General features: G+C 71.5%; 25 protein-coding genes. 17 read left to right on the plus strand and 8 right to left on the minus strand.

The features are described 5' to 3' along the window. Positions 1-284: 284 nt before the first annotated feature. Positions 285-707: an STAS domain-containing protein gene (locus BST11_RS20450; protein ID WP_083139783.1), complete on the minus strand. Its 423-nt coding sequence runs from the start codon at positions 705-707 to the stop codon at positions 285-287. 329 nt (positions 708-1,036) lie between these two features. Between BST11_RS20450 and BST11_RS20455 the strand changes: the two genes are divergently transcribed. Further along, positions 1,037-1,750: an Rv1815 family serine proteinase gene (locus BST11_RS20455; RefSeq protein WP_083139784.1), complete on the plus strand. Its 714-nt coding sequence runs from the start codon at positions 1,037-1,039 to the stop codon at positions 1,748-1,750. A 65-nt stretch (positions 1,751-1,815) separates the two neighbouring features. After that, positions 1,816-2,499: a phosphodiesterase gene (locus BST11_RS20460; protein ID WP_083139785.1), complete on the plus strand. Its 684-nt coding sequence runs from the start codon at positions 1,816-1,818 to the stop codon at positions 2,497-2,499. A gap of 14 nt (positions 2,500-2,513) precedes the next feature. On the opposite strand, the gene BST11_RS20465 is transcribed toward BST11_RS20460, so the two are convergent. The 3 genes from BST11_RS20465 to BST11_RS20475 form a co-directional block, all read right to left on the minus strand. Continuing rightward, positions 2,514-3,737 (minus strand): glycosyltransferase family 4 protein, encoded by a 1,224-nt coding sequence (locus BST11_RS20465; RefSeq protein ID WP_083139820.1) that lies wholly within the window; start codon positions 3,735-3,737, stop codon positions 2,514-2,516. A gap of 112 nt (positions 3,738-3,849) precedes the next feature. Further along, complete coding sequence (locus BST11_RS20470) at positions 3,850-5,433, minus strand: 1,4-alpha-glucan branching protein domain-containing protein (RefSeq protein ID WP_083139822.1); 1,584 nt, start codon at positions 5,431-5,433, stop codon at positions 3,850-3,852. Positions 5,434-5,441: 8 nt separating this feature from the next. After that, the gene (locus BST11_RS20475; protein WP_083139786.1) at positions 5,442-6,254 is read right to left on the minus strand and encodes a class I SAM-dependent methyltransferase; all 813 of its coding nucleotides are present in this window, start codon (positions 6,252-6,254) and stop codon (positions 5,442-5,444) included. 283 nt (positions 6,255-6,537) lie between these two features. Here BST11_RS20475 and BST11_RS20480 point away from each other — a divergent pair, with 283 nt between their 5' ends. The 5 genes from BST11_RS20480 (at position 6,538) to BST11_RS20500 (ending at position 11,127) form a co-directional block, all read left to right on the plus strand. Next, positions 6,538-7,338: an electron transfer flavoprotein subunit beta/FixA family protein gene (locus tag BST11_RS20480; RefSeq protein WP_083139788.1), complete on the plus strand. Its 801-nt coding sequence runs from the start codon at positions 6,538-6,540 to the stop codon at positions 7,336-7,338. A 36-nt stretch (positions 7,339-7,374) separates the two neighbouring features. After that, complete coding sequence (locus tag BST11_RS20485) at positions 7,375-8,331, plus strand: electron transfer flavoprotein subunit alpha/FixB family protein (RefSeq protein WP_083139791.1); 957 nt, start codon at positions 7,375-7,377, stop codon at positions 8,329-8,331. Between the two features lie 182 nt (positions 8,332-8,513). Next, positions 8,514-9,692, plus strand: a complete 1,179-nt coding sequence (locus BST11_RS20490; RefSeq protein WP_083139793.1) for a cysteine desulfurase family protein — start codon at positions 8,514-8,516, stop codon at positions 9,690-9,692. Next, positions 9,693-10,769, plus strand: a complete 1,077-nt coding sequence (mnmA, locus tag BST11_RS20495) for a tRNA 2-thiouridine(34) synthase MnmA (protein WP_142276464.1) — start codon at positions 9,693-9,695, stop codon at positions 10,767-10,769. A 73-nt stretch (positions 10,770-10,842) separates the two neighbouring features. Continuing rightward, positions 10,843-11,127 (plus strand): DUF4190 domain-containing protein, encoded by a 285-nt coding sequence (locus BST11_RS20500; protein WP_083139794.1) that lies wholly within the window; start codon positions 10,843-10,845, stop codon positions 11,125-11,127. A gap of 5 nt (positions 11,128-11,132) precedes the next feature. Here the strand turns inward: BST11_RS20500 and BST11_RS20505 are convergent, their stop codons facing one another. After that, entirely contained in the window at positions 11,133-11,777 is a 645-nt protein-coding gene (locus tag BST11_RS20505; RefSeq protein WP_083139796.1) for a sensor domain-containing protein, read from the minus strand. Positions 11,778-11,872: 95 nt separating this feature from the next. On the opposite strand from BST11_RS20505, the gene BST11_RS20510 reads away from it, so the two are divergent. The 3 genes from BST11_RS20510 (at position 11,873) to BST11_RS20520 (ending at position 16,405) form a co-directional block, all read left to right on the plus strand. Then, complete coding sequence (locus BST11_RS20510; RefSeq protein WP_083139798.1) at positions 11,873-12,898, plus strand: uroporphyrinogen decarboxylase/cobalamine-independent methonine synthase family protein; 1,026 nt, start codon at positions 11,873-11,875, stop codon at positions 12,896-12,898. A 316-nt stretch (positions 12,899-13,214) separates the two neighbouring features. Next, positions 13,215-15,290, plus strand: coding sequence for an NAD-dependent DNA ligase LigA (gene ligA, locus BST11_RS20515; RefSeq protein ID WP_083139799.1), 2,076 nt, complete (start codon positions 13,215-13,217; stop codon positions 15,288-15,290). Between the two features lie 5 nt (positions 15,291-15,295). Continuing rightward, positions 15,296-16,405 (plus strand): cystathionine gamma-lyase, encoded by a 1,110-nt coding sequence (locus BST11_RS20520; protein WP_083139824.1) that lies wholly within the window; start codon positions 15,296-15,298, stop codon positions 16,403-16,405. A gap of 11 nt (positions 16,406-16,416) precedes the next feature. On the opposite strand, the gene BST11_RS20525 is transcribed toward BST11_RS20520, so the two are convergent. Then, positions 16,417-17,073 carry an ACT domain-containing protein gene (locus tag BST11_RS20525; RefSeq protein ID WP_142276465.1) on the minus strand — a complete coding sequence of 219 codons (657 nt, stop codon included), beginning with the start codon at positions 17,071-17,073 and terminating at the stop codon, positions 16,417-16,419. Positions 17,074-17,164: 91 nt separating this feature from the next. On the opposite strand from BST11_RS20525, the gene gatC reads away from it, so the two are divergent. Both gatC and gatA read left to right on the plus strand, forming a co-directional pair. Further along, positions 17,165-17,464 (plus strand): Asp-tRNA(Asn)/Glu-tRNA(Gln) amidotransferase subunit GatC, encoded by a 300-nt coding sequence (gatC, locus tag BST11_RS20530; protein ID WP_067326526.1) that lies wholly within the window; start codon positions 17,165-17,167, stop codon positions 17,462-17,464. Then, positions 17,461-18,945: an Asp-tRNA(Asn)/Glu-tRNA(Gln) amidotransferase subunit GatA gene (gene gatA, locus BST11_RS20535; protein WP_083139802.1), complete on the plus strand. Its 1,485-nt coding sequence runs from the start codon at positions 17,461-17,463 to the stop codon at positions 18,943-18,945. The genes gatC and gatA overlap by 4 nt, the downstream gene beginning before the upstream one ends. Here gatA and BST11_RS29305 read toward each other — a convergent pair. Continuing rightward, entirely contained in the window at positions 18,888-19,148 is a 261-nt protein-coding gene (locus BST11_RS29305) for a PE domain-containing protein (RefSeq protein WP_372509674.1), read from the minus strand. The two genes, gatA and BST11_RS29305, sit on opposite strands and share 58 nt — an antisense overlap. On the opposite strand from BST11_RS29305, the gene BST11_RS28660 reads away from it, so the two are divergent. The 5 genes from BST11_RS28660 (at position 19,033) to BST11_RS20560 (ending at position 23,769) form a co-directional block, all read left to right on the plus strand. Beyond that, positions 19,033-19,371, plus strand: coding sequence for a hypothetical protein (locus BST11_RS28660; RefSeq protein WP_244897730.1), 339 nt, complete (start codon positions 19,033-19,035; stop codon positions 19,369-19,371). The two genes, BST11_RS29305 and BST11_RS28660, sit on opposite strands and share 116 nt — an antisense overlap. Before the next feature lie 4 nt (positions 19,372-19,375). After that, positions 19,376-20,407, plus strand: a complete 1,032-nt coding sequence (locus BST11_RS20545; RefSeq protein WP_083139805.1) for an ATP-dependent 6-phosphofructokinase — start codon at positions 19,376-19,378, stop codon at positions 20,405-20,407. Positions 20,408-20,502: 95 nt separating this feature from the next. Further along, entirely contained in the window at positions 20,503-21,630 is a 1,128-nt protein-coding gene (locus tag BST11_RS20550; protein WP_211284743.1) for a MinD/ParA family ATP-binding protein, read from the plus strand. A gap of 10 nt (positions 21,631-21,640) precedes the next feature. After that, positions 21,641-23,152: an Asp-tRNA(Asn)/Glu-tRNA(Gln) amidotransferase subunit GatB gene (gatB, locus tag BST11_RS20555; protein ID WP_083139808.1), complete on the plus strand. Its 1,512-nt coding sequence runs from the start codon at positions 21,641-21,643 to the stop codon at positions 23,150-23,152. Positions 23,153-23,241: 89 nt separating this feature from the next. After that, positions 23,242-23,769 (plus strand): flavin reductase family protein, encoded by a 528-nt coding sequence (locus tag BST11_RS20560; RefSeq protein WP_083139826.1) that lies wholly within the window; start codon positions 23,242-23,244, stop codon positions 23,767-23,769. Between the two features lie 5 nt (positions 23,770-23,774). On the opposite strand, the gene BST11_RS20565 is transcribed toward BST11_RS20560, so the two are convergent. Next, positions 23,775-24,745, minus strand: a 971-nt coding sequence (locus BST11_RS20565) for a PQQ-dependent sugar dehydrogenase (protein WP_083139828.1), incomplete at its 5' end; no start/stop codon positions are given.

Here is a 24,745-nt window from a genome sequence, read left to right on the forward strand (position 1 = left end):
ACGGCTCCCACCGAAGCCTCCCTCGCGTGGTCGGTCTGTCGCCGGCCCGAATGGCGCCGGCCCGAATGGCTCAGGCTCACGCCTTGTACCCCCTCCGCGAGAAGACAAACACCCCGCACGGCGGACGTGCCCGCACGGGCCCCGCGGTAGATGTGAGTTCAGTTCAATAACTGAAATATTAATATACTGAATGAATGGTGGAATCGCCAGTGGGGTTTGGCACGGCGACGGGGCCCGGGCCGCGGTGGGTGCCGAAAAGGCCGGTCGCCCACGGTGTTAGGACCCTACGAAGGAATGGCCTCGCGTCCGTCCTGTCGCCGCCGCACCGCTTCGGAGAACACCCCGCGACGCGCGCGCAAAGCGTCCTCGATGAGCTGCAGGGCTTCGGCCACCGACCCGACCACCGGCAAGCCGTGATCTTTGACGATGCGCAGCAACGGGCGAACCGCGGGGCCGGCGACCACGCTGCAATGCACCCGTGCGTGGTGGTGCTCGCGGTTGAGGACGAGCAGCGCCCGGAATCCGTCGATGCTCAAGAAGTCCAGGTGACTCAGGTCGAGGATCAACGGGGTTCTCAGGCGGGCAAAACGGCGGATCGCCTGGGCGAGGCGGTTGGCGTTCGACGCGTCGATTTCGCCCTCGACACGCAGGACCGTGCCCAGGGTGGGGGCAAAAACGTAGAGCCGCGCGCCGTTGCAGTCGGCCATGTAGCGGCAGCGGGCGGATTGGGATTGACCCGGGGGAGCCAAAAAGTGGTGAGCTGTCATGTCGTGCGCCGATCGATCTGGTGAGGGGAGCGGGGGGTGCACCGCGCATCGCGCTCCGAGACTGCAGCTGTGAGCTCAACCTCATACGAGCCTAGCCCCGAAGCCCTTTGGTGGCGCCGCCCCGAAGCGACGCGGGCGCGAAGTCTTCGTTATCTGGCCCCGCGACCGGCGCCGGCGGTTCGCTTTTCGTGCCGACGTTTGAGGCCGTCGGCAGCGGGTACGCGACCGCCGCTCTTACCCTTGTCGATTTCGGTGGGCGGTGTGGCCCAATGGAAACGATCGGTGGCCGCGGCTGCCGTGCGGCGACCGCCGCCGCGCTCGCGGTGGTCTGGTTGGGAGCCTGTATCCCGGCCGATGCCGACAGCGGACCGACCGTCTTCCCCGGCATGCGGATTCGTCAGGGCGACACCGACTGCATGGTGGGGTTCGTCGAAACCCGGTTGCGGGTCGCGCTCACGACGGGCCAGTGCGACGGCGGTTCGCTGGTGACCGACGGGGACAGTCATCCGGTGGGTGCGGTGGTGCTCGTCCGGCGTCAGACGGCGGACGATGCGGTGGATGTCGCCATTCTGCCGGTCGAGTACGAGGTCATCGCCCTCGCGCCCGGTGTCGCCGCCACGGACCTGTTGCCCACCGGGCGCCATCTGCACGAGGCGCCGGCTTTGCGTGTGCGACAGGGCCTTCCGGTGTGCCAACTGCGCGTGTCGGCCGGCCAACGGTGCGGCAAGGCGGGGCCCGTCAGCAATGCGCGGTTCGCCATCGCGGACATGACCGTCGACAACCGCGACTTCGGCGGTCCCGTGTACGTCCTGACCGACGACGACGCCGCGATGGTGGGTTTGTTCGAGGGCATGTGGGGATCGGCGCCGTCGCTGGAGTCATGGCAGTCGGTCATGCGGCAGCTCTACCTCGACAGCCGCGCGCGCGACGGGCCGCAACCGCCTTCGGAGGTGCGCATGGCCGGCATGGTCAGGCGCCGGTAACCGTCGGCGACGCAATCCGTTTCGCGCTCGGGTTTCCCCGGCGGCGGAAGGGGAACCCTGCGCCGGTGAATGTTTCCGGACTTTTCGACGTTGCGGCCAAGCCCTTCCAGTGGGGGGCTGCGCTGCGGGGGCGCCGTTTTTTCCATCCGGTCGGCGTGCTGGCGCAGGGCTTTGTCGAACGCGTCGCCCCGCCGGACGACGGGCTGCCCCTCCCGTCGTCGGACGTCGTCGCCCGGGTCTCCAAGGCCGTGGGGACGCCGGGGGCGCTGCCCGACTTCGTCGGACTGGCGATCCGCGTCCCACCGCGGCCGCCGGCGGCGACACCGTGGGACATCCTGCTCGTCTCGGCGGGCTCGGGGGTGCTGGCCCGAGCCGCCGCGCTGCGACCGACCACCTCGTGGAACGGGCAGACGCTGACCAGCCTCATGCCCTTCCGCTACCACGGTGGCGTCTGGTGGCTGCGGGCCCGCAGCGCCGCGAACGTCGACGGCTTCGGCCTGTCACTGGACACCGTCCGCCACGCGATCGACGGCGGCGGCATGGAGTTCGCGATCGACCAGGCCCGGGGCAGGTCGGATTTCACGCCGCTGGCCCGGGTGAGGCTGACCGGCGTGCTCGATCCCGACCCGGACGTGTCGTTCGACCCGGTCGCCAACATCGCGCCGGGGGTCAGCCTTTCGCCGCAGTGGCTCGCCGAGCTGCGGGGCCGCGCCTACCGGCGCAGCCGCGACGGCCGTGGCGCGGAGTGATCGTGTGCGCCCGGTCAGCGGTCCGGCAGCGCGTGCTCGACGATGGGTAGCCGGGGCCGCGGCTGGCGCTCGCCGCGCTTGGCCGCCAGGTAGACCTGCGCGGTCTCGGCGGCCACGGTGTGCCAGTCGAAGTCGGAGGTGAGCCGTTCGCGGGCGGCGCGGGCGCGCCGTTGCGCGGCGTCCGGATCGTCGAGCACGCTGCGCACCGCTTTGGCGAGCCCCGCCACGTCGCGGGGCGGGCACGAGACGCCGGTGTGCCCGTCGATGACCGCCTCGCCCAGCCCGCCGATGTTGGAGGTCACCAGCGGAGTGCCGGCCGCGGCGGCCTCCAGAGCGGCGAGCCCGAACGGCTCGTAGTGGCTGGGCAGCACCGCGGCGTCGGCGCGGTGCAGCACCACGAGCAGCTGGGTGTGGTCGAGATGCCCGGCGAACCGAATCGCCTTGAGCACCCGGTGTTTACGGGCCTGCTGGACTAGCCAGTCGAGCTGGGTGCCCTCCCCGGCGATGGTCAGGGTGGTGCCCGGGTGGGTGCGCCGGATGCGCGGCAGCGCCGCGATGACGTCGTGCACACCCTTCTCGTACTCGAGGCGCCCGAGGTAGAGCAGCTCGGCGGGACCGGTGCGTGGCCGGCGGGCCGCGAACGGCCAGCGGGCGGCGTCGATGCCGTTGCGGATCACGGTGGTTTCGGCCAGGCCGGGGCCGAACAGCTCGGTGATCTCGTCGGCCATCGACGCCGAACAGGTGATCAGCGAGTCGGATTCGCGCACCAGCCACGACTCGACGGCGTGCACCTGACGGCTGACCGCCCCGCTGACCCAGCCGGAATGCCGGCCGGCCTCGGTCGCGTGGATCGTGGAAACCATTGGCACGTCATAGAACTGGGCGAGGGCGATGGCCGGGTGGGCCACCAGCCAGTCGTGGGCGTGCACCACGTCGGGGGTGAAATCCAGCGCCAGCCCGGCGCGGATCATCGCGTGGCCCATCGCCAGGGTCCAGGCCATCATGTCGTTGCTGAAGGTGAATTCGTGCGGATCCTGTGCGGCCGCGACCACCCGCACGCCCTCGCTGAACTCGTCCGACGACGGGTGCGTGCTGGGGTCGGTGCCCGACGGGCGGCGCGACAGGACGACGACCTCGTGGCCGGCGGCGGCCAACGCGGTCGACAGGTGATGCACGTGCCGGCCCAGCCCGCCGATGACCACCGGCGGGTACTCCCACGACACCATAAGGACTTTCACCCGCGTACCCCCGGCGGTGTTCGCCCGGCCGTGCCCGGCCACCGTCCCCAAAATGCCAGCCGCGCCGGCGTGTCACAATGCAGACACTCGCGCTGGCGGGGAACGGCGGAAGTCACCGGGGCAGCCTACGCGCATCCAGGGCGCCGAACAGGCCGTCGGCCCGGTTCCACCCGTCGGCCAGGCGCTGCGCGGCGTCGCGCCGGCCCGAGGCCAGCGCCCCGGCGATCTCGCGGGTGGCGTGCGCGTGCAGATGGGCCCGGTAGCGGGCGTAGTCGGCGGCGGAGTCCTTGCTCACCATGAACGGCCAGTCGCTGGAGACGGTGAGCAGCGTCTCGCGCAGGATCTGGTCGGCGACGTGATCGCGGGGCAGCGGCCCGTCCAGCGACGCCATCTGCGACAGCGCCTTGTCGACCGTGCTCAGCGCCGTGTCGACCACCTCGGTGTTGAGCTGGACCAGATCGGCCACCTGCTCGCCGGCCCACACCTGCCAGTCCTTGCCCGACCCCCACGAGCTGGGCGGCAGCGCGACCGGGTCGCCGACGAACCCGCCGTCGATCGCGTCGCTCAGCGTGCCCACCCGCACCCCGGCGGCGGGCAGGGCGCGCAGCACGCGCGCCAGCCACGTCGGGCCCTCGTACCACCAGTGGCCGAACAGTTCGGTGTCGAAGGCGGCGACGACGTGCGCGGGCCGCCCGATGCGCTCGGACTCGCTGGTCAGCCGGTCGCGGACGACGTCGACGAAGTCGGCGACATGGGCGTCGACCGCGCGGTCGGCGCGACCGGGGTCGTAGGGCGCCTTGGCTTCCGAGGGCACGTGGCGGCCGGTGACGCGGGCCGGCTTGAGGCCGGTGAGGTGGTCGTAGGTGTGGAAGTCGCGGTAGGCGGCGTGGCCGGGGTAGCCCGATTTCGGCGACCACACCCGGTAGCTGACCTGCAGGTCGCGCCCGAACGCGACCACGTCGCTGTCGCCGACCGGCCGGCCCAGGGCCGTGTCGCCGTGCAGCGACGGGCCGTCGACCATGAAGTGCGTGACGCCCGCGGCGGCGTAGTCGGATTCCAGGCCGGGCGCGTAGGCGCACTCCGGCGCCCAGATCCCGGTCGGCCGGTGTGCCAACCGGTGGTGCGCGTCGGCGAGGCCCTCACGCAGGGCGAACTCCCGCAGCCGCGGGTTCAGCAGCGGCTGGAACGGGTGGGCCAGCGGGCCGCCCAGCAGCTCCACCGTGCCGGCGTCGACCAGGGCGCGCAGCAGCGGGCTGCCGCCGTGCCGCCACAGCGTGGCGAAGTCCTCAAGGGCGGCCTGCGCGTCCGCCTCCTCGCGAATCCCCAAGGCCCGCAACGCTTCCGGTGTGCACGACTGGTAGTGGGCCGACTTGGACTTCGGGCGCGCGCCGGCCGCCGCGGCGGCCTCGGCGGCGCGCAGCCGCCAGTTGGCCAGCCAGTGATGCATGCCGTCGAGGCAGTACGGGTCGTCGAGCTGGGCGTTGACCACCGGGGTGACGCCGAGGGTGAGCAGGTGGCGGCGGTCCTCGCCGGCCAGCGTGCGCAGCACCCGCAGCAGCGGCAGGTAGGCCGCCGCCCACGACTGGTACAGCCATTCCTCGCCGACCGGCCAGCGGCCGTGATGGGCCAGCCACGGCAGATGGGTGTGCAGCACCAGGGTGAACAGCCCGGGCACCTGGGCGGGGGATCCCCGCAACGACGGGCTCACGGGCGCACCGCGATTGCCACGAGGTCCAGGCTCTGGTCGATGTCGGTGTCGCGTAGGTCGAAGTCGTCGCAGGTGATGGCGGCGACGTCGGCCACCAGCTCGGGGGGCCACGGCGTGTCGGCCAGGGCGTGGGCGATCTGCGCGTCGATGATGGACCCGCCGTGGCGGGCGTCCATCTCGCGCAGGCGCGAGCCGTGGAACAGCCCGCGGATCGACACGTCGCCGAAACCCGCGTCGACGAGCAGATCGGCCAGCTCGTCGGCGTTGAGCTCGCGGGTGTGGAACGGGTTGATAGGGGTGTCGCGGCCCGGGGAGAAGGTGATTCGATTCGGGGTGGACACCATCAGCAACCCCGACGGGCGCAGCACCCGAGCGCACTCGGCGACGAATTGTGGCTGATCCCACAGGTGCTCGATGACTTGGAAGTTCACCACAACGTCCACCGACGCGTCGGGCAGCGGCAGCTCGGCGAGGTTGGCCTGCATGACCTCGACCCCGGGGTAGCGCGCGCGGACGTGGGCGACCGCGGCCGCGTCGTAGTCCACCGCGACGACCCGGCGCGCGACGCCGGAGATCAGGTCGGCGCCATAGCCCTCGCCGCAGCCGGCCTCGAGCACGTCGCGGCCCGCGCAGCGCGGCGCGAGGAGCTCGTAGACGACCTGATGCCGGCGAAACCAGTAGTTCTCGATGTCCAGGTCCGGGATGGTGCGCTCGCCGGTCAGCATCAGCACCGCTGAATCCGCTGGGGAGGCCGCCGGCGGGGTGCCGCCGGGGGCGCGCGGGGGGACGTCGGGCACGTGTGCGCTCATGGCATAGGCAGGCTAACGCGAAGTGTCCGATTCGCGAACCGGGAAGTGGGCACCCCTGTCGGGAGAGCCGGGCGGAACGAAAGAACGTGCCGCCCGGCGACACGCCGTCCGCGATTGCGGGCGGGGGAGGAGGCGGGCGGTTGTGCCTGCGTGACCCGCTATGGTGTGAGAGCAGACCGCACAAAGTTACCCGCCAGTAACACGCTGTGCTGTTAAGAAGTGCGTGACCGAGGTCCCGCGGTCGACCGCTGCGGGGCCCCTTCGAGGAGGACGAACCAGACTCATGACGAACATCGTGGTCCTGATCAAGCAGGTCCCAGACACCTGGTCGGAGCGCAAGCTCACCGACGGCGATTACACGCTGGACCGCGAGGCCGCCGACGCGGTGCTGGACGAGATCAACGAGCGCGCCGTGGAAGAGGCGCTGCAGATCAGGGAGAAGGAAGCCGCCGACGGCGTCGAGGGGTCGGTGACGGTCCTGACCGCCGGCCCCGAGCGGGCCACCGAGGCGATCCGCAAGGCGCTGTCCATGGGCGCCGACAAGGCCGTCCACCTCAAGGATGACGGCATGCACGGGTCGGACGTGATCCAGACCGGGTGGGCGCTGGCGCGCGCGCTGGGCACCATCGAGGGCACCGAGCTGGTCATCGCCGGCAACGAGGCCACCGACGGCGTCGGCGGCGCGGTGCCGGCCGTCATCGCCGAGTACCTGGGCCTGCCGCAGCTCACCCACCTGCGCAAGCTGTCGGTCGAGGGCGGCAAGGTCACCGGCGAGCGCGAGACCGACGAGGGGGTGTTCACGCTCGAGGCCAGCCTGCCCGCGGTGGTGAGCGTGACCGAGAAGATCAACGAGCCGCGCTTCCCGTCGTTCAAGGGCATCATGGCCGCCAAGAAGAAAGAGGTCACGGTGCTGAGCCTGGCCGAGATCGGGGTCGAGGCCGACGAGGTGGGGCTGGCCAACGCGGGGTCGTCCGTGCTGTCGTCGACGCCCAAGCCGCCCAAGACCGCGGGTGAGAAGGTCACCGACGAAGGCGAGGGCGGCAACCAGGTCGCCCAGTACCTGGTCGCCCAGAAGATCATCTGACGAGAAAACCCGGACACGAGAAGAGCGAAATAACCCATGGCTGAAGTTTTGGTGCTCGTCGAGCACGCCGAAGGCGCGTTGAAGAAGGTCACCGCCGAACTGATCACCGCCGCCCGCGCCCTGGGCGAGCCGTCCGCCGTCGTGGTCGGCGCGCCGGGCACCGCCGCGCCGCTGGTCGACGGGCTGAAGGAGGCCGGCGCCGCCAAGATCTACGTCGCCGAGTCCGACGACGCCGAGAAGTACCTGATCACACCGGTGGTCGACGTCCTGGCGTCGCTGGCCGAGTCGAACTCGCCCGCGGCCGTGCTGCTGGCCGCCAGCGCCGACGGCAAGGAGATCGCGGGCCGGCTCGCCGCCCGGATCGGCTCCGGGCTGCTGGTCGATGTGGTCGAGGTCAAGGAGGGCAACAAGGGCGTGCACTCCATCTTCGGTGGCGCGTTCACCGTCGAGGCGCAGGCCAACGGCGACACCCCGGTGATCACCGTGCGGGCAGGAGCCGTCGACGCGGAGCCGCAGGCCGGCGCCGGCGAGCAGGTCACCGTCGAGGTGCCCGCCCCCGCCGAGAACGCCACCAAGATCACCGCCCGCGAGCCCGCGGTGGCCGGTGACCGCCCGGAGCTGACCGAGGCCAGCATCGTGGTCTCCGGTGGTCGCGGCGTCGGCAGCGCCGAGAACTTCTCCGTGGTCGAGGCGCTGGCCGACTCGCTGGGCGCGGCCGTCGGGGCGTCGCGCGCGGCGGTCGACTCGGGCTACTATCCCGGGCAGTTCCAGGTCGGCCAGACGGGCAAGACCGTCTCGCCGCAGCTGTACATCGCGCTGGGCATCTCCGGGGCGATCCAGCACCGCGCGGGCATGCAGACCTCGAAGACCATCGTCGCGGTCAACAAGGACGAAGAGGCGCCGATCTTCGAGATCGCCGACTACGGGGTGGTGGGCGACCTGTTCAAGGTCGCCCCGCAGCTGACCGACGCGATCAAGGCCCGCAAGGGTTAGCTTTCGCCAGGCGCCCACGGGAAGCCCCTCGGCCATTCGGCCGGGGGGCTTTCTGCGTCACAGGAGCCACGGCGGGCGAGGACGTGCGACAACTTCGGTGCGGCGCGCGCTGATCCGCGGCATGCGGTGGGGCGCGCGGGGCTTCGGGCCGTTGCGGACCTGCAGGTATCGTGGGGCGGGTCATGGTCTACCTCGATCACGCCGCCACCACGCCGATGCACCCCGCCGCCATCGAGGCGATGACGGCCGCGCTCGGCACGGTCGGCAACGCGTCGTCGCTGCACACCAGTGGCCGGGCGGCGCGGCGGCGGGTCGAGGAATCCCGCGAGCTGATCGCCGACAAGCTCGGCGCGCGCCCGTCGGAGGTGATCTTCACCGCCGGCGGCACCGAGAGCGACAACCTGGCCGTCAAGGGGATCTACTGGGCCCGCCACGACGCCGAGCCGCGGCAGAAGCGCATCATCACCAGTGCGGTCGAACACCACGCGGTGCTGGACTCGGTGAACTGGCTCGTCGAACACGAAGGCGCCCAGGTCACCTGGCTGCCCACCGCCGCCGACGGCTCGGTGTCGGCGGCCGCGCTGCGCGAGGCGCTCACACGCCACGACGACGTCGCGCTGGTCTCGGTGATGTGGGCCAACAACGAGGTCGGCACGGTGCTTCCGGTCGCCGAACTGGCCGCGGTCGCAGCCGAATTCGGCGTTCCGATGCACAGCGACGCCGTCCAGGCGGTGGGTCAGCTGCCGGTGGATTTCGCTGCCAGCGGCCTGTCGGCGATGAGCGTCGCCGCGCACAAGTTCGGCGGTCCGCCCGCGGTGGGGGCGCTGCTGTTGCGCCGCGACGTCGCCTGCGTGCCGCTGTCGCACGGCGGCGGTCAGGAGCGCGACATCCGTTCGGGCACACCGGATGTCGCCGGCGCCGTCGGGATGGCCGCGGCGGTGCGCATCGCCGTCGACGGGCTCGAGCCCCACGCCGCGCGGCTGCGGGCGCTGCGCGATCGCCTGGTCGAGGGCGTGCTGGCCGGCATCGACGACGTCAGCCTCAACGGCGCCCGCGACCCGCTGCGGCTGCCCGGCAACGCGCACTTCACGTTTCGCGGCTGCGAAGGCGACGCGCTGCTGATGCTGTTGGACGCCAACGGAATCGAGTGCTCGACGGGATCGGCCTGCACCGCCGGTGTCGCCCAACCGTCGCACGTGCTGACCGCGATGGGCGTCGACGCCGCCAGCGCCCGCGGCTCGCTGCGACTCTCGTTGGGGCACACCAGCGTCGACGCCGACGTCGACGCGGTGTTGCGGGTGCTGCCCGGAGCCGTGGACCGGGCCCGGCGCGCCGCCCTGGCCGCCGCGGGGGCGCCGTAAGTGAAGGTCCTCGCCGCGATGAGTGGCGGCGTCGACTCGTCGGTCGCCGCCGCCCGCATGGTCGACGCCGGGCACGACGTGGTCGGGGTGCACCTGGCGCTGTCGACGGCGCCGGGCACTTTGCGTACCGGCTCGCGCGGCTGCTGCTCCAAGGAGGACGCCTCGGACGCCCGCCGGGTCGCCGATGTGCTCGGCATCCCGTTCTACGTCTGGGATTTCGCGGAGAGATTCGAAGCCGACGTGATCGACGACTTCGTCGATTCGTATGCCCGCGGGGAGACGCCGAACCCCTGCGTGCGCTGCAATCAGCGGATCAAGTTCTCGGCACTGGCCGCCAAGGCCCTCGCGCTGGGGTTCGACACGGTGGCCACCGGCCACTATGCGCGGCTGTCCGGCGGGCGGCTGCGCCGGGCCGTCGACTTGGACAAGGATCAGTCCTACGTGCTGGCCGTGTTGACCGCCGAGCAGCTGCGGCACGCGGAATTCCCGATCGGCGACACCCCCAAGCCGGCGATCCGTGCCGAGGCGGCCCGCCGCGGCCTGGCCGTCGCCGACAAGCCGGACAGCCACGACATATGCTTCATCCCGTCCGGGAACACCCGCGCGTTTTTGGGCGAGCGGATCGGGGTGCGCCGCGGCAACGTCGTCACCGCCGACGGCGCCGTGCTGGCCACCCACGACGGGGTGCACGGCTTCACCGTCGGGCAGCGCAAGGGGCTGGGCATCGCCGGGCCGGGACCCGACGGCCGCCCGCGGTACGTGACGTCCATCGACGCCGCCACGGGCACGGTCCGGGTGGGCGAGGCGGCCGACCTGGAGGTGCGCCGGCTGGTCGGGCGGTCGCCGGTGTTCACCGCGGGGACGGCGCCGGCGGGGCCCGTCGAGTGTGCGGTTCAGGTGCGGGCCCACGGTGAAACGGTCGGCGCGGTGGCCGAATTGGTCGGCGACGAGGTTGTGGTGCGGCTGCGGGCCTCGCTGCGCGGCGTCGCGCGCGGCCAGACGCTGGTGCTGTACCGCCCCGACCCCGACGGCGACGAGGTGCTGGGCAGCGCCACCATCGCCGGCACGTCGCGCTGATCGGCACCGGCGCACCAAGGATTTCAAGAATTCGTTGAGGATCCGCCAAGGGCGTCCGCCGAAGCTTTGGGCCATGAGTAGCAACCACCCCGTCGCGCGGGCGGTGCCGCCCGCCCAGACCAACGCCCTGATCATCGCGGCGTTCGTGCTGAGCCTGATGGGCATGTACGGCAGCCCGGTGCTCAGCGCCGTCCTCGCCCTCGTCGGGTGGCGCCAGGCCGCCCGGCGCGGGCAGCAGGGCTTCGGCCTGGCGATCGCCGCCCTGGCGGTCTCGGTGGCCGTCACGGCCCTGCACGTCGCGATGTGGATCCGCTGTGGCCGACCCAACTTCGAGCTGCTGACCACGGCGCACTGGTGAGTCCCCTAGCGCGGGAAGTTGGCCACGATGTTGGTCATCACGATGTCCGACACCGACTGCGGGAAGCCGCAGAACGTGACCTCCAGCAGGGCCACCGACAGCACCCGGTAGTCGCGCCCGCACCCGCCGGGGCCCAGGTGCAGCGAGTCGGGCCTGGCGTCCCAGTCGCCGACCAGCAGCTGGCCCTCGGAGCCGCCCGCGCAGGTGCCGACGGCGTTCACCAGGGCGCCGAAGGCGCGCCGCGCGGTGTCGGCGTCGCGGTAGGCCGCGGCGCCCTCGGAGATCAGCGCGCCGTCGGGCGGGTCCTGGAAGGTGGTCTTGCGGAACTCCTCGACGTCGGGCCCGAACGTCGCCGTCTCGGCGTAGAGGAACCGGCAGTCGGCCGGCGTGGTGTCGGCGAGGGCGTCGATGTCCACCGGGCGGCTGCCGTCCATCGACGGGATGATCGTCAGGTGCTCGCCGGCGCCGGTGATCGCGCGCATCCGCGGCTGGTCCAGCAGGATCGCGTCGACGTTCACGCCCTGGATGCCCCTGGCGGCGGGCCCGAACGCCGCGACGGCCTCGCCGCCCACCACCCGCGTGCACGCGGCCGTCAGCAGCACCGCACCGCACGCGCACAACAGCAGCGGCTGCCCCGTCCGTCGCGCCATGTGCCCCACCGTCTTGCACCCTTCCCGGTTGAACCTACTCGCATCACACACCCCTGGCGACCGGCGGGCGAGGCGACGTCGAATACGGTTGCCGGGTGAGTGTTTTCGCGCATCCCTTCGCGACGGCGAGCGGCGTCGGCTCGTGGCCGGGCGCGGCGCCCCGGGAAGCCGCCGAGGTCGTCGTCGGCGAATTGGGGGGCGCGCTGGCCCACCTCGTCGAGCTGCCGGCCCGGGGGGTGGGCGCCGACCTGCTCGGGCGGGCCGGCGCACTGCTGGTCGACGTGGCGATCGACACGGTTCCGCGCGGCTACCGCATCGCCGCGCGGCCCGGCGCGGTGACACGTCGGGCCGCCAGCCTCCTCGACGAGGACCTGGACGCGCTGGAGGAGGCCTGGGAGACCGCGGGGCTGCGCGGCGGCGGGCGCGTGGTCAAGGTGCAGGCCCCGGGCCCGATCACGCTGGCCGCCGGGCTCGAACTGGGCGGCGGCCACCGGGCCATCACCGACGCGGGCGCCGTGCGCGACCTGGCCGCGTCGCTGGCCGAGGGCGTCGCCGCGCACCGGGCGGCGCTGTCCCGCCGCCTCGATACCCCGGTCGTCGTGCAGTTCGACGAGCCGACGCTGCCGGCGGCGCTGGGCGGGGGGCTGACCGGGGTGACGGCGCTGACCCCGGTCGCCGCGCTCGACGCGGCGGTCGCCACTTCGTTGTTCGAGATGTGCACCGAGGCCGTGGGCGCCGACGCGCTGCTGCACTGCTGCGCACCGCAGATTCCGTGGGATTTGCTGCAGCGCAGTGGGTTTCGTGCCGTCTCGGTGGACGCTGCCGCGCTGCGGGCGTCGGACCTGGATGGCATCGCGGCGTTCGTGGAATCGGGTCGCACGGTCATGCTCGGCGTGGTCGGCGTGGACGGTCCGGCGCGGCGGCCTTCGGTCGAAGAGGTGGCCGCGGCGGTGGTCGCCGTGACCGACCGGCTCGGCTTCGGGCGCGCGGCGCTGCGCGAGCGCATCGGGGTCACCCCGCGGTGCGGGCTGGCGTCGGCGACGCCCGAGTGGGCCCGCGCCGCGATCGGGCTGGCCCGCAAGGCCGCCGAGGCGTTCGCGGAGGATCCGGACGCCATCTAGGCGGTGATCGGCGGCGCCACATGCGCCACACCAGCCCCGGCTCGGGGAGCATGTGGTCTTTTGCCCGCCTCACAGCGACAACTGGGGGTGAGCGGGCGAGCGGGCGAGCGGGCGAGAGCGGGCGAGAGCGGGCGAGCGGGCGAGCGGGCGAGCGCGTGAGCGCGTGAGCGCGTGAGCGCCTGAGCGTCACCCCGACACGTAAACCTACGCACGCGACACGCCGGGCCGGGTGTGCGTGGCTGCAGTCTCGGGACGTCCCCGGTGTGGCCGCCGCGTCGCGATCGGGCCCGTCGGCGGCCTTCGATAGCCTGCGGAGGTGAGTTCACCAGACGCCGACCCCGTCGCGCCCGAGGTCCGGCGGCAATGGCGGGAACTGGCCGACGAGGTCCGCGAACACCAGTTCCGCTACTACGTGCGCGACGCGCCGATCATCTCCGACGCCGAGTTCGACCAGCTGCTGCGGCGGCTCGAAGCGCTCGAGGAGCAGCATCCCGAGCTGCGCACGCCCGATTCGCCCACCCAACTCGTCGGCGGGGCCGGCTTCGCCACCGATTTCGCCGAAGCCGAGCACCTGGAGCGGATGCTGTCGCTCGACAACGTGTTCAGCGCCGAGGAATTCGAGCTGTGGGCCGCGCGCGTGCGCGCCGAGGTCGGTGACCAGGTGCCGTACCTGTGTGAGCTCAAGATCGACGGCGTCGCGCTGTCGCTGGTGTATCGCGGCGGGCGGCTGGTGCGGGCCGCGACCCGCGGCGACGGGCGCACCGGCGAGGACGTCACGCTCAACGCCCGCACCATCGACAACGTGCCCGAGCGGCTCACGGCCGGCGGCGACCACCCCATCCCGGACGTCCTCGAGGTGCGAGGTGAGGTGTTCTTCCGGCTCGCCGACTTCGAGGCGCTCAACGCCGCCCTGGTCGAGGACGGCAAGACACCCTTCGCCAACCCCCGCAACAGCGCGGCGGGATCGCTGCGGCAGAAGGACCCCGCGGTCACCGCCCGCCGCAAGCTGCGCATGATCTGCCACGGGGTGGGGCACACCGAGGGCTTCCGGCCGGCCACCCTGCACGACGCCTACCTGGCGCTGGGCGCGTGGGGCCTGCCCGTCTCCGAGCACACCACCCGGGTGGACGACGTGGCCGGCGCGCTCGAGCGCATCACGTATTGGGGCGAGCATCGCCACGACGTGGATCACGAAATCGACGGCGTGGTGGTCAAAGTCGACGATGTCGGGCTGCAGCGCCGGCTGGGGTCGACCTCCCGGGCGCCGCGCTGGGCGATCGCCTACAAGTACCCGCCGCAGGAGGTGCAGACCAAGCTCCTGGACATCCGCGTCAACGTCGGCCGCACCGGGCGGGTGACGCCGTTCGCGTTCATGACACCGGTCAAGGTGGCCGGGTCGACGGTGGGGCTGGCCACGCTGCACAACGCCGCCGAGGTCAAGCGCAAGGGCGTGCTGATCGGCGACACCGTGGTGATCCGCAAGGCCGGCGACGTCATACCCGAGGTGCTCGGCCCGATCGTCGACCTGCGCGACGGCTCGGAACGCGAATTCATCATGCCCACAACGTGTCCCGAATGCGGGACCACGCTCGCGCCCGCCAAGGAGGGCGACGCCGACATCCGCTGTCCGAACGCCCGGGCGTGCCCGGCGCAGCTGCGGGAGCGGGTGTTTCACGTGGCCGGCCGTGGCGCGCTGGACATCGAGGGGCTGGGATATGAGGCCGCCATCGCGCTGCTGCAGGCGGGCGTCATCGCCGACGAGGGCGACCTGTTCTCGCTGACCGAGGACGACCTGTTGCGCACCGAGCTGTTCACCACCAAGAGCGGCGCGCTGTCGGCCAACGGCAAGCGGCTGCTGGCCAATCTCGGTGCGGCCAAAGCCAAACCGCTGTGGCGGGTGCTGGTGGCGTTGTCGATCCGGCACGTCGGGCCGACCGCCGCCCGCGCGCTGGCCACCGAATTCGGCGACCTGCGCGCGATCGAGGAGGCGTCCACCGAGCAGCTGGCCGCGGTCGAGGGCGTCGGCCCGACCATCGCCGCCGCGGTCACCGAGTGGTTCACCGTCGACTGGCACCGCGCGATCGTCGACAAATGGCGCGCCGCCGGGGTGCGCATGGCCGACGAACGCGACGCCAGCGTGCCGCGCACGCTGGAGGGCCTGACGATCGTGGTCACCGGCTCGCTGACCGGGTTTTCGCGCGACGACGCCAAGGAGGCGATCCTGGCGCGCGGCGGCAAGGCGGCGGGCTCGGTGTCGAAGAAGACCGACTACGTCGTCGCCGGCGACGCGCCCGGCTCCAAGTACGACAAGGCGGTCGAGCTGGGGGTTCGGATCCTCGACGAGGACGGGTTCCGAAAGTTGTTGGCCGAAGGACCCGTCGCCGAGGAGTGAGCGCGATGAATCGCTACGGTGATTCCACCCAGAGTGTCAAAGCGGTTAGTTCCCAACCCATTTCGGGCCATCCGGTGGTACCGCCCGCGGTGCTGGCGGCCACCTATCACCTCTCGAACGACGAAACCGCCGGCGGGGATGGCTACGGGCGCAACGCCAATCCGAATTGGCGGCAAGTGGAATCGGCGGTCGCCGACCTGGAAGGCGCGACCAGTGCGCTGGTCTTCGGCTCGGGCATGGCGGCCGTCAGTGCCGCGCTGCGTGCGCTCGTCGGCCCGGGTTCGACTCTTGTCGTGCCGTCGGACGGCTACTACCAGGTGCGCCGCTACGCCGCGGAAGCCCTTGCGCCCGCGGGGGTCTCGGTCATCGAGGCGTCGAGCTCGGACATCGACGACGCCGCCGCGGGCGCCGACGTTGTCCTGGCCGAAACTCCCACCAATCCGGCGCTCGATGTGGTTGACCTGCACCGGTTGGCCGCCACCTGCCGCGAGAGCGGCGCGCGCCTGATCGTCGACAACACCGCGGCCACCCCGTTCGCGCAGCGGCCGCTGTCTTTGGGGGCCGACGTGGTGGTGGCCAGCGCCACCAAGATCCTGTCGGGCCACAGCGACCTGCTGGCGGGATACGTGGCAAGCGACCAGCCTGAGGTGATGGCGGCCGTGGAGCGCCAGCGGCTGCTCGGCGGCGCGATACTGGGCGGATTCGAGGCCTGGCTGCTGCTGCGCAGCCTGGGCAGCGCCGGCCTTCGATTCGAGCGCCAATGCCAGAACGCGCAGGCCGTGGCGGCGATGCTGGCTCGCCACCCGGCGGTACGAGCGGTGCGCTACCCGGGTCTGGCCGAGGATCCGGCGCATCCGGTGGCCGTCACCCAGATGCGGCGATTTGGCTCCCTGGTGTCGGTCGAGCTGGCGGACGCCGCCGCGGTGCACGCCCTGGTGCAAGGCGGCGAGCTGCTCATCGCGTCGACCAGCTTCGGCGGGATCCACACGTCGGTGGACCGTCGGGCACGCTGGGGCGATCGCGTCGCCGCCGGATTCGCCCGCATCTCGCTGGGCATCGAAGACACCGACGACCTGCTCGCCGACTTCGAGCGCGCGCTCGCGACAATCCGGTAAGCGACCGCCGTTCAGCGCAGCATGGTGGCCACGATGCCGGCGAGATAGCCCAAGCGTGCCACCTCCGACGGCCGGAACTCCGGGCCCGGGCGGCCCAGCACCACCGCGGTGTGCGGGTCGCCCAGCGGCGCCGCGACCATCGTGGTGTCCATCTCGCGCCACGCCTGCGGCACCCACTCGGCGGTGCTGTCCAGCGTCGCCGCCCGTTCGATCGGCAACCACGGAGCGGAGTCGGCCTTGGTTTCCGGGGCGCCGCGGCTGGCGGCGAGGCGTTCCAGCTTCCCGCGCGAACCGCGCAACACCACGCACCAGCTCACGCGCAGCACCTTGGGCGCCTCGTTGACCAGGACCTGCAGCTTGGCGGCGTTGTCGCCGGCCGCGGCGACGTGGTCGAGCAGTTCCAGCTCGCGGTGGGCCTCCAGCAGCCCGGTATGCGGGCGGACGCTGTCCACGCGGACGTTGGGCAGTGACTCGGCGGCGGTGATCAGCCGGTCCGGCATCGCGCCCGGCGGCAGTTCGATGACCAGGTCGTCGATCGCGTACCCCGAGCTGCGCTCCACGACGTCGAGCGACAGGATGTCGGCGCCCACCGAGCCGAGCGCCACGGCCAGCGAGCCCAGGCTGCCCGGGCGGTCGGCGAGCTCGATGCGCAACAGATACGACGGCACGGCCAACACTGTTGCACAGCCAGGTGTCCGCGGCATTTCGCCGAGCCCTGAGTTTCGGCCGGCCCCGGCCGCTTCGTTAGGCTTTCCTGTCGTGTCTCAGATCTCCCGCGACGACGTGGCGCACCTGGCGCGGCTGGCCCGGCTGGCGTTGACCGATGCCGAGCTGGACAGCTTCGCCGGCCAGCTCGACGCCATCCTGACCCACGTCAGCCAGGTCCAGGCCGTCGACGTCACCGGCGTCGAAGCGACCGACAACCCGCTCAAGAGCGTCAACGTCACCCGCCCGGACGAGACGGCCCCCTGCCTCACCCAGCGGGAGGCGCTGGACCAGGCGCCCGAGGCCGTCGACGGCCGTTTCGCCGTGCCCCAGATCCTGGGGGACGTCGAGTGAGCGACATCGTCCGATCCGACGCCGCGACGCTGGCCGCCCGGGTCGCGGCCGGGGAGCTCTCGTCCACCGAGATCACCCGGGCCTGCCTGGAGCGGATCGAGGCGACCGACGACCGCTACCACGCCTTTTTGCACGTGGCCGCCGACGAGGCGCTGGCGGCGGCCGCCGCGGTCGACAACGCCGTGGCCGCCGGCGAGCGGCTGCCGTCGGCGCTGGCCGGGGTCCCGCTGGCGCTCAAGGACGTCTTCACCACCGTGGACATGCCCACCACCTGCGGCTCGAAGATCCTCGAGGGCTGGCGGTCCCCGTACGACGCGACGGTCACCATGAAGCTGCGCGCGGCCGGCATCCCGATCCTGGGCAAGACCAACATGGACGAGTTCGCCATGGGGTCGTCGACGGAGAACTCCGCGTACGGCCCGACCCGCAACCCGTGGGACGTCGAGCGGGTTCCCGGCGGTTCCGGCGGCGGCAGCGCGGCGGCGCTGGCGGCGTTCCAGGCGCCGCTGGCCATCGGGACCGACACCGGCGGGTCCATCCGCCAGCCGGCCGCACTGACCGCGACCGTCGGCGTCAAACCCACCTACGGCACGGTGTCCCGCTACGGGCTGGTGGCCTGCGCGTCGTCGCTGGATCAGGGCGGCCCGTGCGCGCGCACGGTGCTGGACACCGCCCTGCTGCACCAGGTGATCGCCGGGCACGACCACCGGGATTCGACGTCGGTGGACGCCGAGGTGCCCGACGTGGTGGGGGCCGCCAGGGCCGGCGCGTCCGGTGATCTGCGCGGCGTGCGGGTCGGGGTGGTGCGCCAGCTGCACAGTGGCGAGGGCTACCAGCCCGGCGTTCTCGCGTCCTTCGAGGCGGCCGTCGCGGAATTGAAGGGGCTGGGCGCCGAGATCAGCGAAGTCGACTGCCCCCATTTCGATCACGCGCTGGCGGCCTACTACCTGATCCTGCCGTCGGAGGTGTCGAGCAACCTGGCCCGCTTCGACGCGATGCGCTACGGGCTGCGCGTCGGTGACGACGGCACGCACAGCGCCGAGGAGGTCATGGCGCTGACCCGCGCCGCCGGGTTCGGACCGGAGGTCAAGCGGCGCATCATGATCGGCACCTACGCGCTGTCGGCCGGGTACTACGACGCCTACTACAACCAGGCCCAGAAGGTGCGCACGCTGATCGCCCGCGACCTCGACACGGCCTACGAGTCCGTCGACGTGCTGGTGTCGCCGACGACGCCGACCACCGCGTTCCGGCTGGGGGAGAAGGTCGACGATCCGCTGGCGATGTACCTGTTCGACCTGTGCACGCTGCCGCTGAACCTGGCCGGCCACTGCGGCATGTCGGTGCCCTCGGGGCTGTCCCCGGACGACGGGCTGCCGGTGGGCCTGCAGATCATGGCTCCCGCGCTCGCCGACGACCGCCTCTACCGGGTGGGCGCGGCGTACGAGGCGGCCCGCGGGGAACTGCCGTCGGCGGTCTGACTCGCGCGGGCCGTTACGTCCAGAAATCGTTGAGCGGCTGGGCGTACATGTCGTTGTCGGTGAAGCCAAGGGCAGGCTTTCCAGGCGTTGACCGTGCCGAATACCTGCGCGACGGCCGCCGACACCTCGTCGGCGGCGATGGACGCGACGTTCGTGGTGGCCGGCCCCGCCGAGGCCATGGCCTCTCCGAGCGCCTCCCCGATCCCGCTGAGATCCGCCGACGCTGCGACCAGAGCGTCAGGCGCTGCGATCAGAGAAGTCGACATCCTCGACCCCGACATTCACGAAGCGGCAAGGCTCGAATCGGTCAACCACAATCCACCGGACCCCGAAAACGTTGCCTTATACCTGGCTGAATCGGCTTTCAAGGTCGCTGAGGGGATTCCGCATCTAGTCGCGCCGGCAGGCCGCCGCCCGGCAAGATAGGGCCATGCGGATCGGAATTCTCACGGGCGGTGGCGACTGCCCCGGGCTCAACGCCGTCATCCGCGCGGTCGTGCGCACCTGCGACGCGCGGTACGGGTCCTCGGTGGTCGGGTTCCAGGACGGCTGGCGGGGGCTGCTGGAGAACCGGCGCATCCAGCTGCACAACGACGACCGCAACGACCGGTTGCTGGCCAAGGGCGGAACGATGCTGGGCACCGCCCGCGTGCACCCCGACAAACTGCGGGCCGGGCTGAACCAGATCATGCAGACGCTGGACGACAACGGCATCGACGTGCTGATCCCGATCGGCGGCGAGGGGACCCTGACGGCCGCGCACTGGCTGTCGGAGGAAAACGTTCCGGTGGTCGGCGTGCCCAAGACCATCGACAACGACATCGACTGCACCGACGTCACTTTCGGCCACGACACCGCGTTGACCGTGGCCACCGAGGCCATCGACCGGTTGCACAGCACCGCCGAATCCCACCAGCGGGTGATGCTGGTGGAGGTGATGGGCCGGCACGCGGGGTGGATCGCGCTGAACGCCGGGCTGGCGTCCGGTGCGCACATGACGCTGATCCCCGAACAGCCCTTCGACATCGAGGAGGTGTGCCGGCTGGTCAAAAGGCGCTTCCAGCGCGGGGATTCGCATTTCATCTGCGTGGTCGCCGAGGGCGCCAAGCCGGTCGCCGGCTCGATCACGTTGCGCGAGGGCGGCATGGACGAGTTCGGCCACGAGCGGTTCACCGGTGTCGCCGCGCAGCTGGGCGCCGAGGTCGAGAAGCGGATCAACAAGGAGGTCCGCGTCACCGTGCTGGGCCACGTCCAGCGGGGCGGCACCCCGACGGCCTACGACCGGGTGCTGGCCACCCGGTTCGGGGTCAACGCGGCCGACGCCGCGCACGCCGGGGAGTACGGGCAGATGGTCTCGCTGCGCGGCCAGGACATCGGGCGGGTGTCGCTGGCGGATGCGACGCGCCAGCTCAAGCTGGTGCCCCAAAGCCGCTACGACGACGCCGCGGCCTTTTTCGGCTAAGCCCGGGCAAACGGCCGGTTGCGCCGGACTGACGAATGCCTGAACGGTGCGAACTGTGGGTTTTCGGCCAGTTCGGAGCGGCTATACCGGAACCTATGAGCCACCGCGGTTCGCCTCGCGGAATCGTTCAGCAGCCGGCTGCGTCGGCGGCCCCACCGGGCGCGCCGCGCCGCGGGCGGCCACCCCCGTACCCCCGCCCGGCCGGCTGGGAATCCGCAACGGTCCCGCAACCCCAGCCGCCCACCGCGCCGGCGCCGGCGCGGCAGGCCCCGCCCCGGCTTCGCCGCGAGGTGATGCCGGGTGGAACGGCTCTCGACCGCCTCGACGAGAAGGAGCCGCAGAACTCCGGCGGCTTCAGCTGGCGAACGCTGCTGCGCCGCCTCACCGGAATCGACGTCGGGCCCGGCAAGGGCTCGGCGTACGAGCAGGAGTTGCGGGAACGCATCCGCACGCCGGTGGGCGCCGCGTTTCCCATCGCCGTCCTCAACCTGAAGGGCGGCGTCGGCAAGACCGTGGTGGTCGAGGCGCTCGGTTCGACCTTCGCCGCGGCGCGCGACGACCACGTGATCGCCGTGGACATCGACGCCGGGGACCTGGGGGAGCGGCACGGTCGCCGCAACCCGCTGAGCATGGCCGACCTGCTGCTCAACGATGCGGTTGCGCAGTATTCGGACGTCCGGGCGCACACCCACATGAACAGCTTCGGGTTGGAGGTGCTCGGGCTGCCCGACTACGCGCGCACCGACTGGCGGCTGGATCGCCACGACATCGGCAGGGCGTTTTCGGTTCTGCGCAAGCACTATTCGGTGGTGCTGGTGGACTGCGTCAAGGCCGTCAATTCGGCCGTGATGGACGCGGTCCTGCCCGAGGCGCGGGCCCTCGTGGTGGTCACCAGCACCTCGATCGACGCGATACGCAAGACCCGCACGACCCTGGAGTTGTTGCGCAACAACGGGTATCGGCGCCTGCTGAGGTCGACGGTGCTGGCGATCAACCACGTCGAGCCGGGCAAGGTGGGCGTGGTGGCCGCCAAGGAGCTCGACCAATTGTCCGCCCGCGTGGCCGCCACCGTGGTGCTGCCGTTCGACCGTCATGTGCATGACGGCAAAGAGATTGGGCTGGATCGCCTGAGCCGAGAAAGCAGGCGCAGCTATCTGGAGATGGCCGCCGTGCTGGCCGGCATGTTCCCGGGCAGGGGTGGGGAGCGGCCGGCGCCTCGTTAGGATCGACGGCATGAGTGTTGCTGCCGGGGCCGACCTGCTGGAGTACGACGAGGTCATCGAGCGGTTTGATCCCGTCCTCGGTCTCGAGGTGCACGTCGAGCTGTCCACGGCGACCAAGATGTTCTGCGGGTGCTCCACCACGTTCGGCGCCGAGCCCAACACCCAGGTCTGCCCGGTGTGTCTCGGGCTGCCCGGTTCGCTGCCGGTGCTCAACCGGGCCGCGGTCGAGTCGGCGATCCGGATCGGTCTGGCCCTCAACTGCGAGATCGTGCCGTGGTGCCGGTTCGCCCGGAAGAACTACTTCTACCCCGACATGCCGAAGAACTACCAGATTTCACAGTACGACGAGCCCATCGCCGTCAACGGCTACCTGGACGCGCCGCTGGAGGACGGCTCCACCTGGCGGGTGGAGATCGAGCGTGCCCACATGGAAGAGGACACGGGCAAACTGACCCACCTGGGCAGCGAGACCGGCCGCATCCACGGCGCGACTACGTCGCTGATCGACTACAACCGGGCCGGCGTGCCCCTCATCGAGATCGTCACCAAACCGATCGTGGGGGCCGGCGCCCGGGCCCCGCAGATCGCCCGCGCCTACGTCACCGCGCTGCGGGACCTGTTGCGCGCCTTGGGCGTCTCCGACGTCCGGATGGATCAGGGGTCGATGCGCTGCGACGCCAACGTGTCGCTGAAGCCGGCGGGGACGGCCGAGTTCGGCACCCGGACCGAGACCAAAAACGTCAACTCGCTGCGAAGCGTCGAGGTCGCCGTGCGCTACGAGATGCAGCGCCAGGCCGCGATCCTGGCCTCCGGCGGCCGGATCACCCAGGAGACCAGGCACTTCCACGAGTCCGGCTACACCAGCCCCGGCCGCACCAAGGAGACCGCCGAGGACTACCGCTATTTCCCCGAGCCCGACCTCGAACCCGTCGCGCCCAGCCGCGAGTTGGTCGAGCAATTGCGCCAGACCATCCCCGAGCTTCCGTGGTTGAGCCGCAAGCGAATTCAGGACGAGTGGGGCGTTTCCGACGAGGTGATGCGCGACCTCGTCAACGCCGGCGCGGTCGAATTGGTCATCGAGACCGTCAAGCACGGCGCGTCGAGCGAGCACGCCCGCGCCTGGTGGGGGAACTTCCTGGTGCAGAAGGCCAACGAGGCCAACGTCGAATTGGACCGGCTGCCCATCACCCCCGCCCAGGTCGCCGCGGTGATCGCCTTGGTCGAGGAGGGCAAGCTGTCCAACAAGCTGGCCCGCCAGGTGGTGGAGGGCGTGCTGGCCGGGGAAGGCGAACCCGAACAGGTGATGACCGCGCGCGGCCTGGAGCTGGTGCGCGACGACTCGGTGACCCAGGCCGCCGTCGACGAGGCCCTGGCCGCCAACCCCGATGTCGCCGAGAAGATCCGCGGGGGCAAGGTCGCCGCGGCCGGCGCGATCGTCGGTGCGGTGATGAAGGCCACCCGCGGCCAGGCCGACGCGGCCCGGGTGCGTGAGCTCGTGCTGGCCGCCTGCGGTCAGGGCTAGCCGTCCGCGCCGATCGCCGCCGGCGAGTTCCACAAGGCGATCCGCGCGGCCATGATGGTCTGGTGGCCGACGAGTCGTTCGACGATTTCATGGGGATGCTGGACGGTCCGGTGTTCGCCGTGACCACCCAGGCCGACGGCCGGCCGTCGGGCTGCCTGGTCAGGTTCGCCACCCAGAGCAGCGAGGTGCCGCCGAGCTTCATGGTCGTCGTGGCCGCAGGCGACGACACCCACGAGGCGGCGGCCGGATCCGGGTACCTGGCGGTGCACGCACTGCCGCAAAGCCAGGTCGGCCTGGCCGAACTGTTCGACGGCGAGGCCAACAAATTCGAGCGCTGCTCGTGGCGCGCCGGCCCGCAGGGCATGCCGATCCTCGACGAGGCGATCGCCTGGTTCGTCGGCCGGATCGCGCATTGGATCCAGATCGGGGACCACGTGGCCTACGTGCTCGAGCCCGTCGCGACGTGGGCACCCGAGGGCACCGAGGACCTGCTGTACCTGTCCGATCTGGACGACCCGGAATTCGGCCACGAGGCGCCCCGCCGGCTCTTCGACGGCGCACCCCAAGACACGCCCGCCCGCCGATACGGCCTGCGGTTCACCCTCGACGGGTTCTGAGCCCGTTACGTCTTGTCGTCGTTGTTGCGGGGGAAGCCGCCGCCCGACGGGAACAGCGGGAACACCACGTCGTCGAGCTTCTCGGCGTCCCCGGCGGTTTTGTTAACCGTTGCGCCCCAGACGTTTCCGTCGGGCGACATCCGCAGCGCCCACGCGTGGGCGTGGGTGTCCTTGCGCACGACGTCCGGTTCGCCGGTGACCGCGCCCGTCGCCGGCGCGAGCCGCACCGCCACCGTCATCTTGGTGTTGATCAGGTTGACCAGCACGGTGCCGTCCATCGCCGCGCACCCGGCCACGCCGGGCTTGTCCGGCCACGTCCACACCGTGGAGACCTCCGAGGTCTTGGTGATGCGCTGCAGGCGGTCGGCCGTCGGCGTGCGGTCGGCGACGTAGAGCGAGCCGTCGACGGGGTCGATGCACAGGCCGCCGCCGGAGCCCACGCCGGACAGCGCGGTCGTCGGCGGCGCCTGGCCGAGGGTGGTCGGCTGCTCGATGCGCAGCACCTTGCCGGCCAGGGATTTGGGGTCGGCGGCCGCCGCCGGGTTGCCGGCGTCGCCGGTCATCACGACCAGCGTGGTGGGGCTGGTGAAGATCAGCGCCCCGGTGTTGCCGGTGGGGCCCTTGGGGATCCCGGTCAGGATGTCCTTGGGGATGTCGCCGTCGGCCACCCGGATGACCCGGTTGTCGGTGGGCGTGCTGACGTAGGCGTACATCAGGCGGTCCTGCTGGTAGGTGGGCGACAGCACGATGTCCATCAGGCCGCCGTCACCGGACGGATCGACCGGGATGACCATCTTGACCTTCGGCTCGGCGCTCACCGAGATGTCCTTGACGGCCCCGGTGGTGCGTTCGGCGACCAGCGCCGTTTTGCTGTCGGGGCCCATGATCAGGCCGCTGGTGCTCTCCAGGCAGCCCTGCATGACGCCGGGCGCCGGGCAGGCCTTGGGGAATGGCGTGGGCGGCAGCGGGGGCGGCG

Origin of the sequence: Mycobacterium alsense (assembly GCF_002086635.1) — a bacterium.
Classification (GTDB): domain Bacteria; phylum Actinomycetota; class Actinomycetes; order Mycobacteriales; family Mycobacteriaceae; genus Mycobacterium; species Mycobacterium alsense.

Excerpts from the sequence above, each read along its gene's own strand:
- BST11_RS20450 (WP_083139783.1), bottom strand. The coding sequence starts at position 707 with ATGGCCGACTGCAACGGCGCGCGGCTCTACGTTTTTGCCCCCACCCTG.
- BST11_RS20455 (WP_083139784.1), top strand. The coding sequence starts at position 1,037 with ATGGAAACGATCGGTGGCCGCGGCTGCCGTGCGGCGACCGCCGCCGCG.
- BST11_RS20475 (WP_083139786.1), bottom strand. The coding sequence starts at position 6,254 with ATGAGCGCACACGTGCCCGACGTCCCCCCGCGCGCCCCCGGCGGCACC.
- BST11_RS20480 (WP_083139788.1), top strand. The coding sequence starts at position 6,538 with ATGACGAACATCGTGGTCCTGATCAAGCAGGTCCCAGACACCTGGTCG.
- BST11_RS20485 (WP_083139791.1), top strand. The coding sequence starts at position 7,375 with ATGGCTGAAGTTTTGGTGCTCGTCGAGCACGCCGAAGGCGCGTTGAAG.
- BST11_RS20490 (WP_083139793.1), top strand. The coding sequence starts at position 8,514 with ATGGTCTACCTCGATCACGCCGCCACCACGCCGATGCACCCCGCCGCC.
- BST11_RS20500 (WP_083139794.1), top strand. The coding sequence starts at position 10,843 with ATGAGTAGCAACCACCCCGTCGCGCGGGCGGTGCCGCCCGCCCAGACC.
- BST11_RS20505 (WP_083139796.1), bottom strand. The coding sequence starts at position 11,777 with ATGGCGCGACGGACGGGGCAGCCGCTGCTGTTGTGCGCGTGCGGTGCG.
- BST11_RS20520 (WP_083139824.1), top strand. The coding sequence starts at position 15,296 with ATGAATCGCTACGGTGATTCCACCCAGAGTGTCAAAGCGGTTAGTTCC.
- BST11_RS20545 (WP_083139805.1), top strand. The coding sequence starts at position 19,376 with ATGCGGATCGGAATTCTCACGGGCGGTGGCGACTGCCCCGGGCTCAAC.
- BST11_RS20550 (WP_211284743.1), top strand. The coding sequence starts at position 20,503 with ATGAGCCACCGCGGTTCGCCTCGCGGAATCGTTCAGCAGCCGGCTGCG.
- gatB (WP_083139808.1), top strand. The coding sequence starts at position 21,641 with ATGAGTGTTGCTGCCGGGGCCGACCTGCTGGAGTACGACGAGGTCATC.
- BST11_RS20560 (WP_083139826.1), top strand. The coding sequence starts at position 23,242 with ATGGGGATGCTGGACGGTCCGGTGTTCGCCGTGACCACCCAGGCCGAC.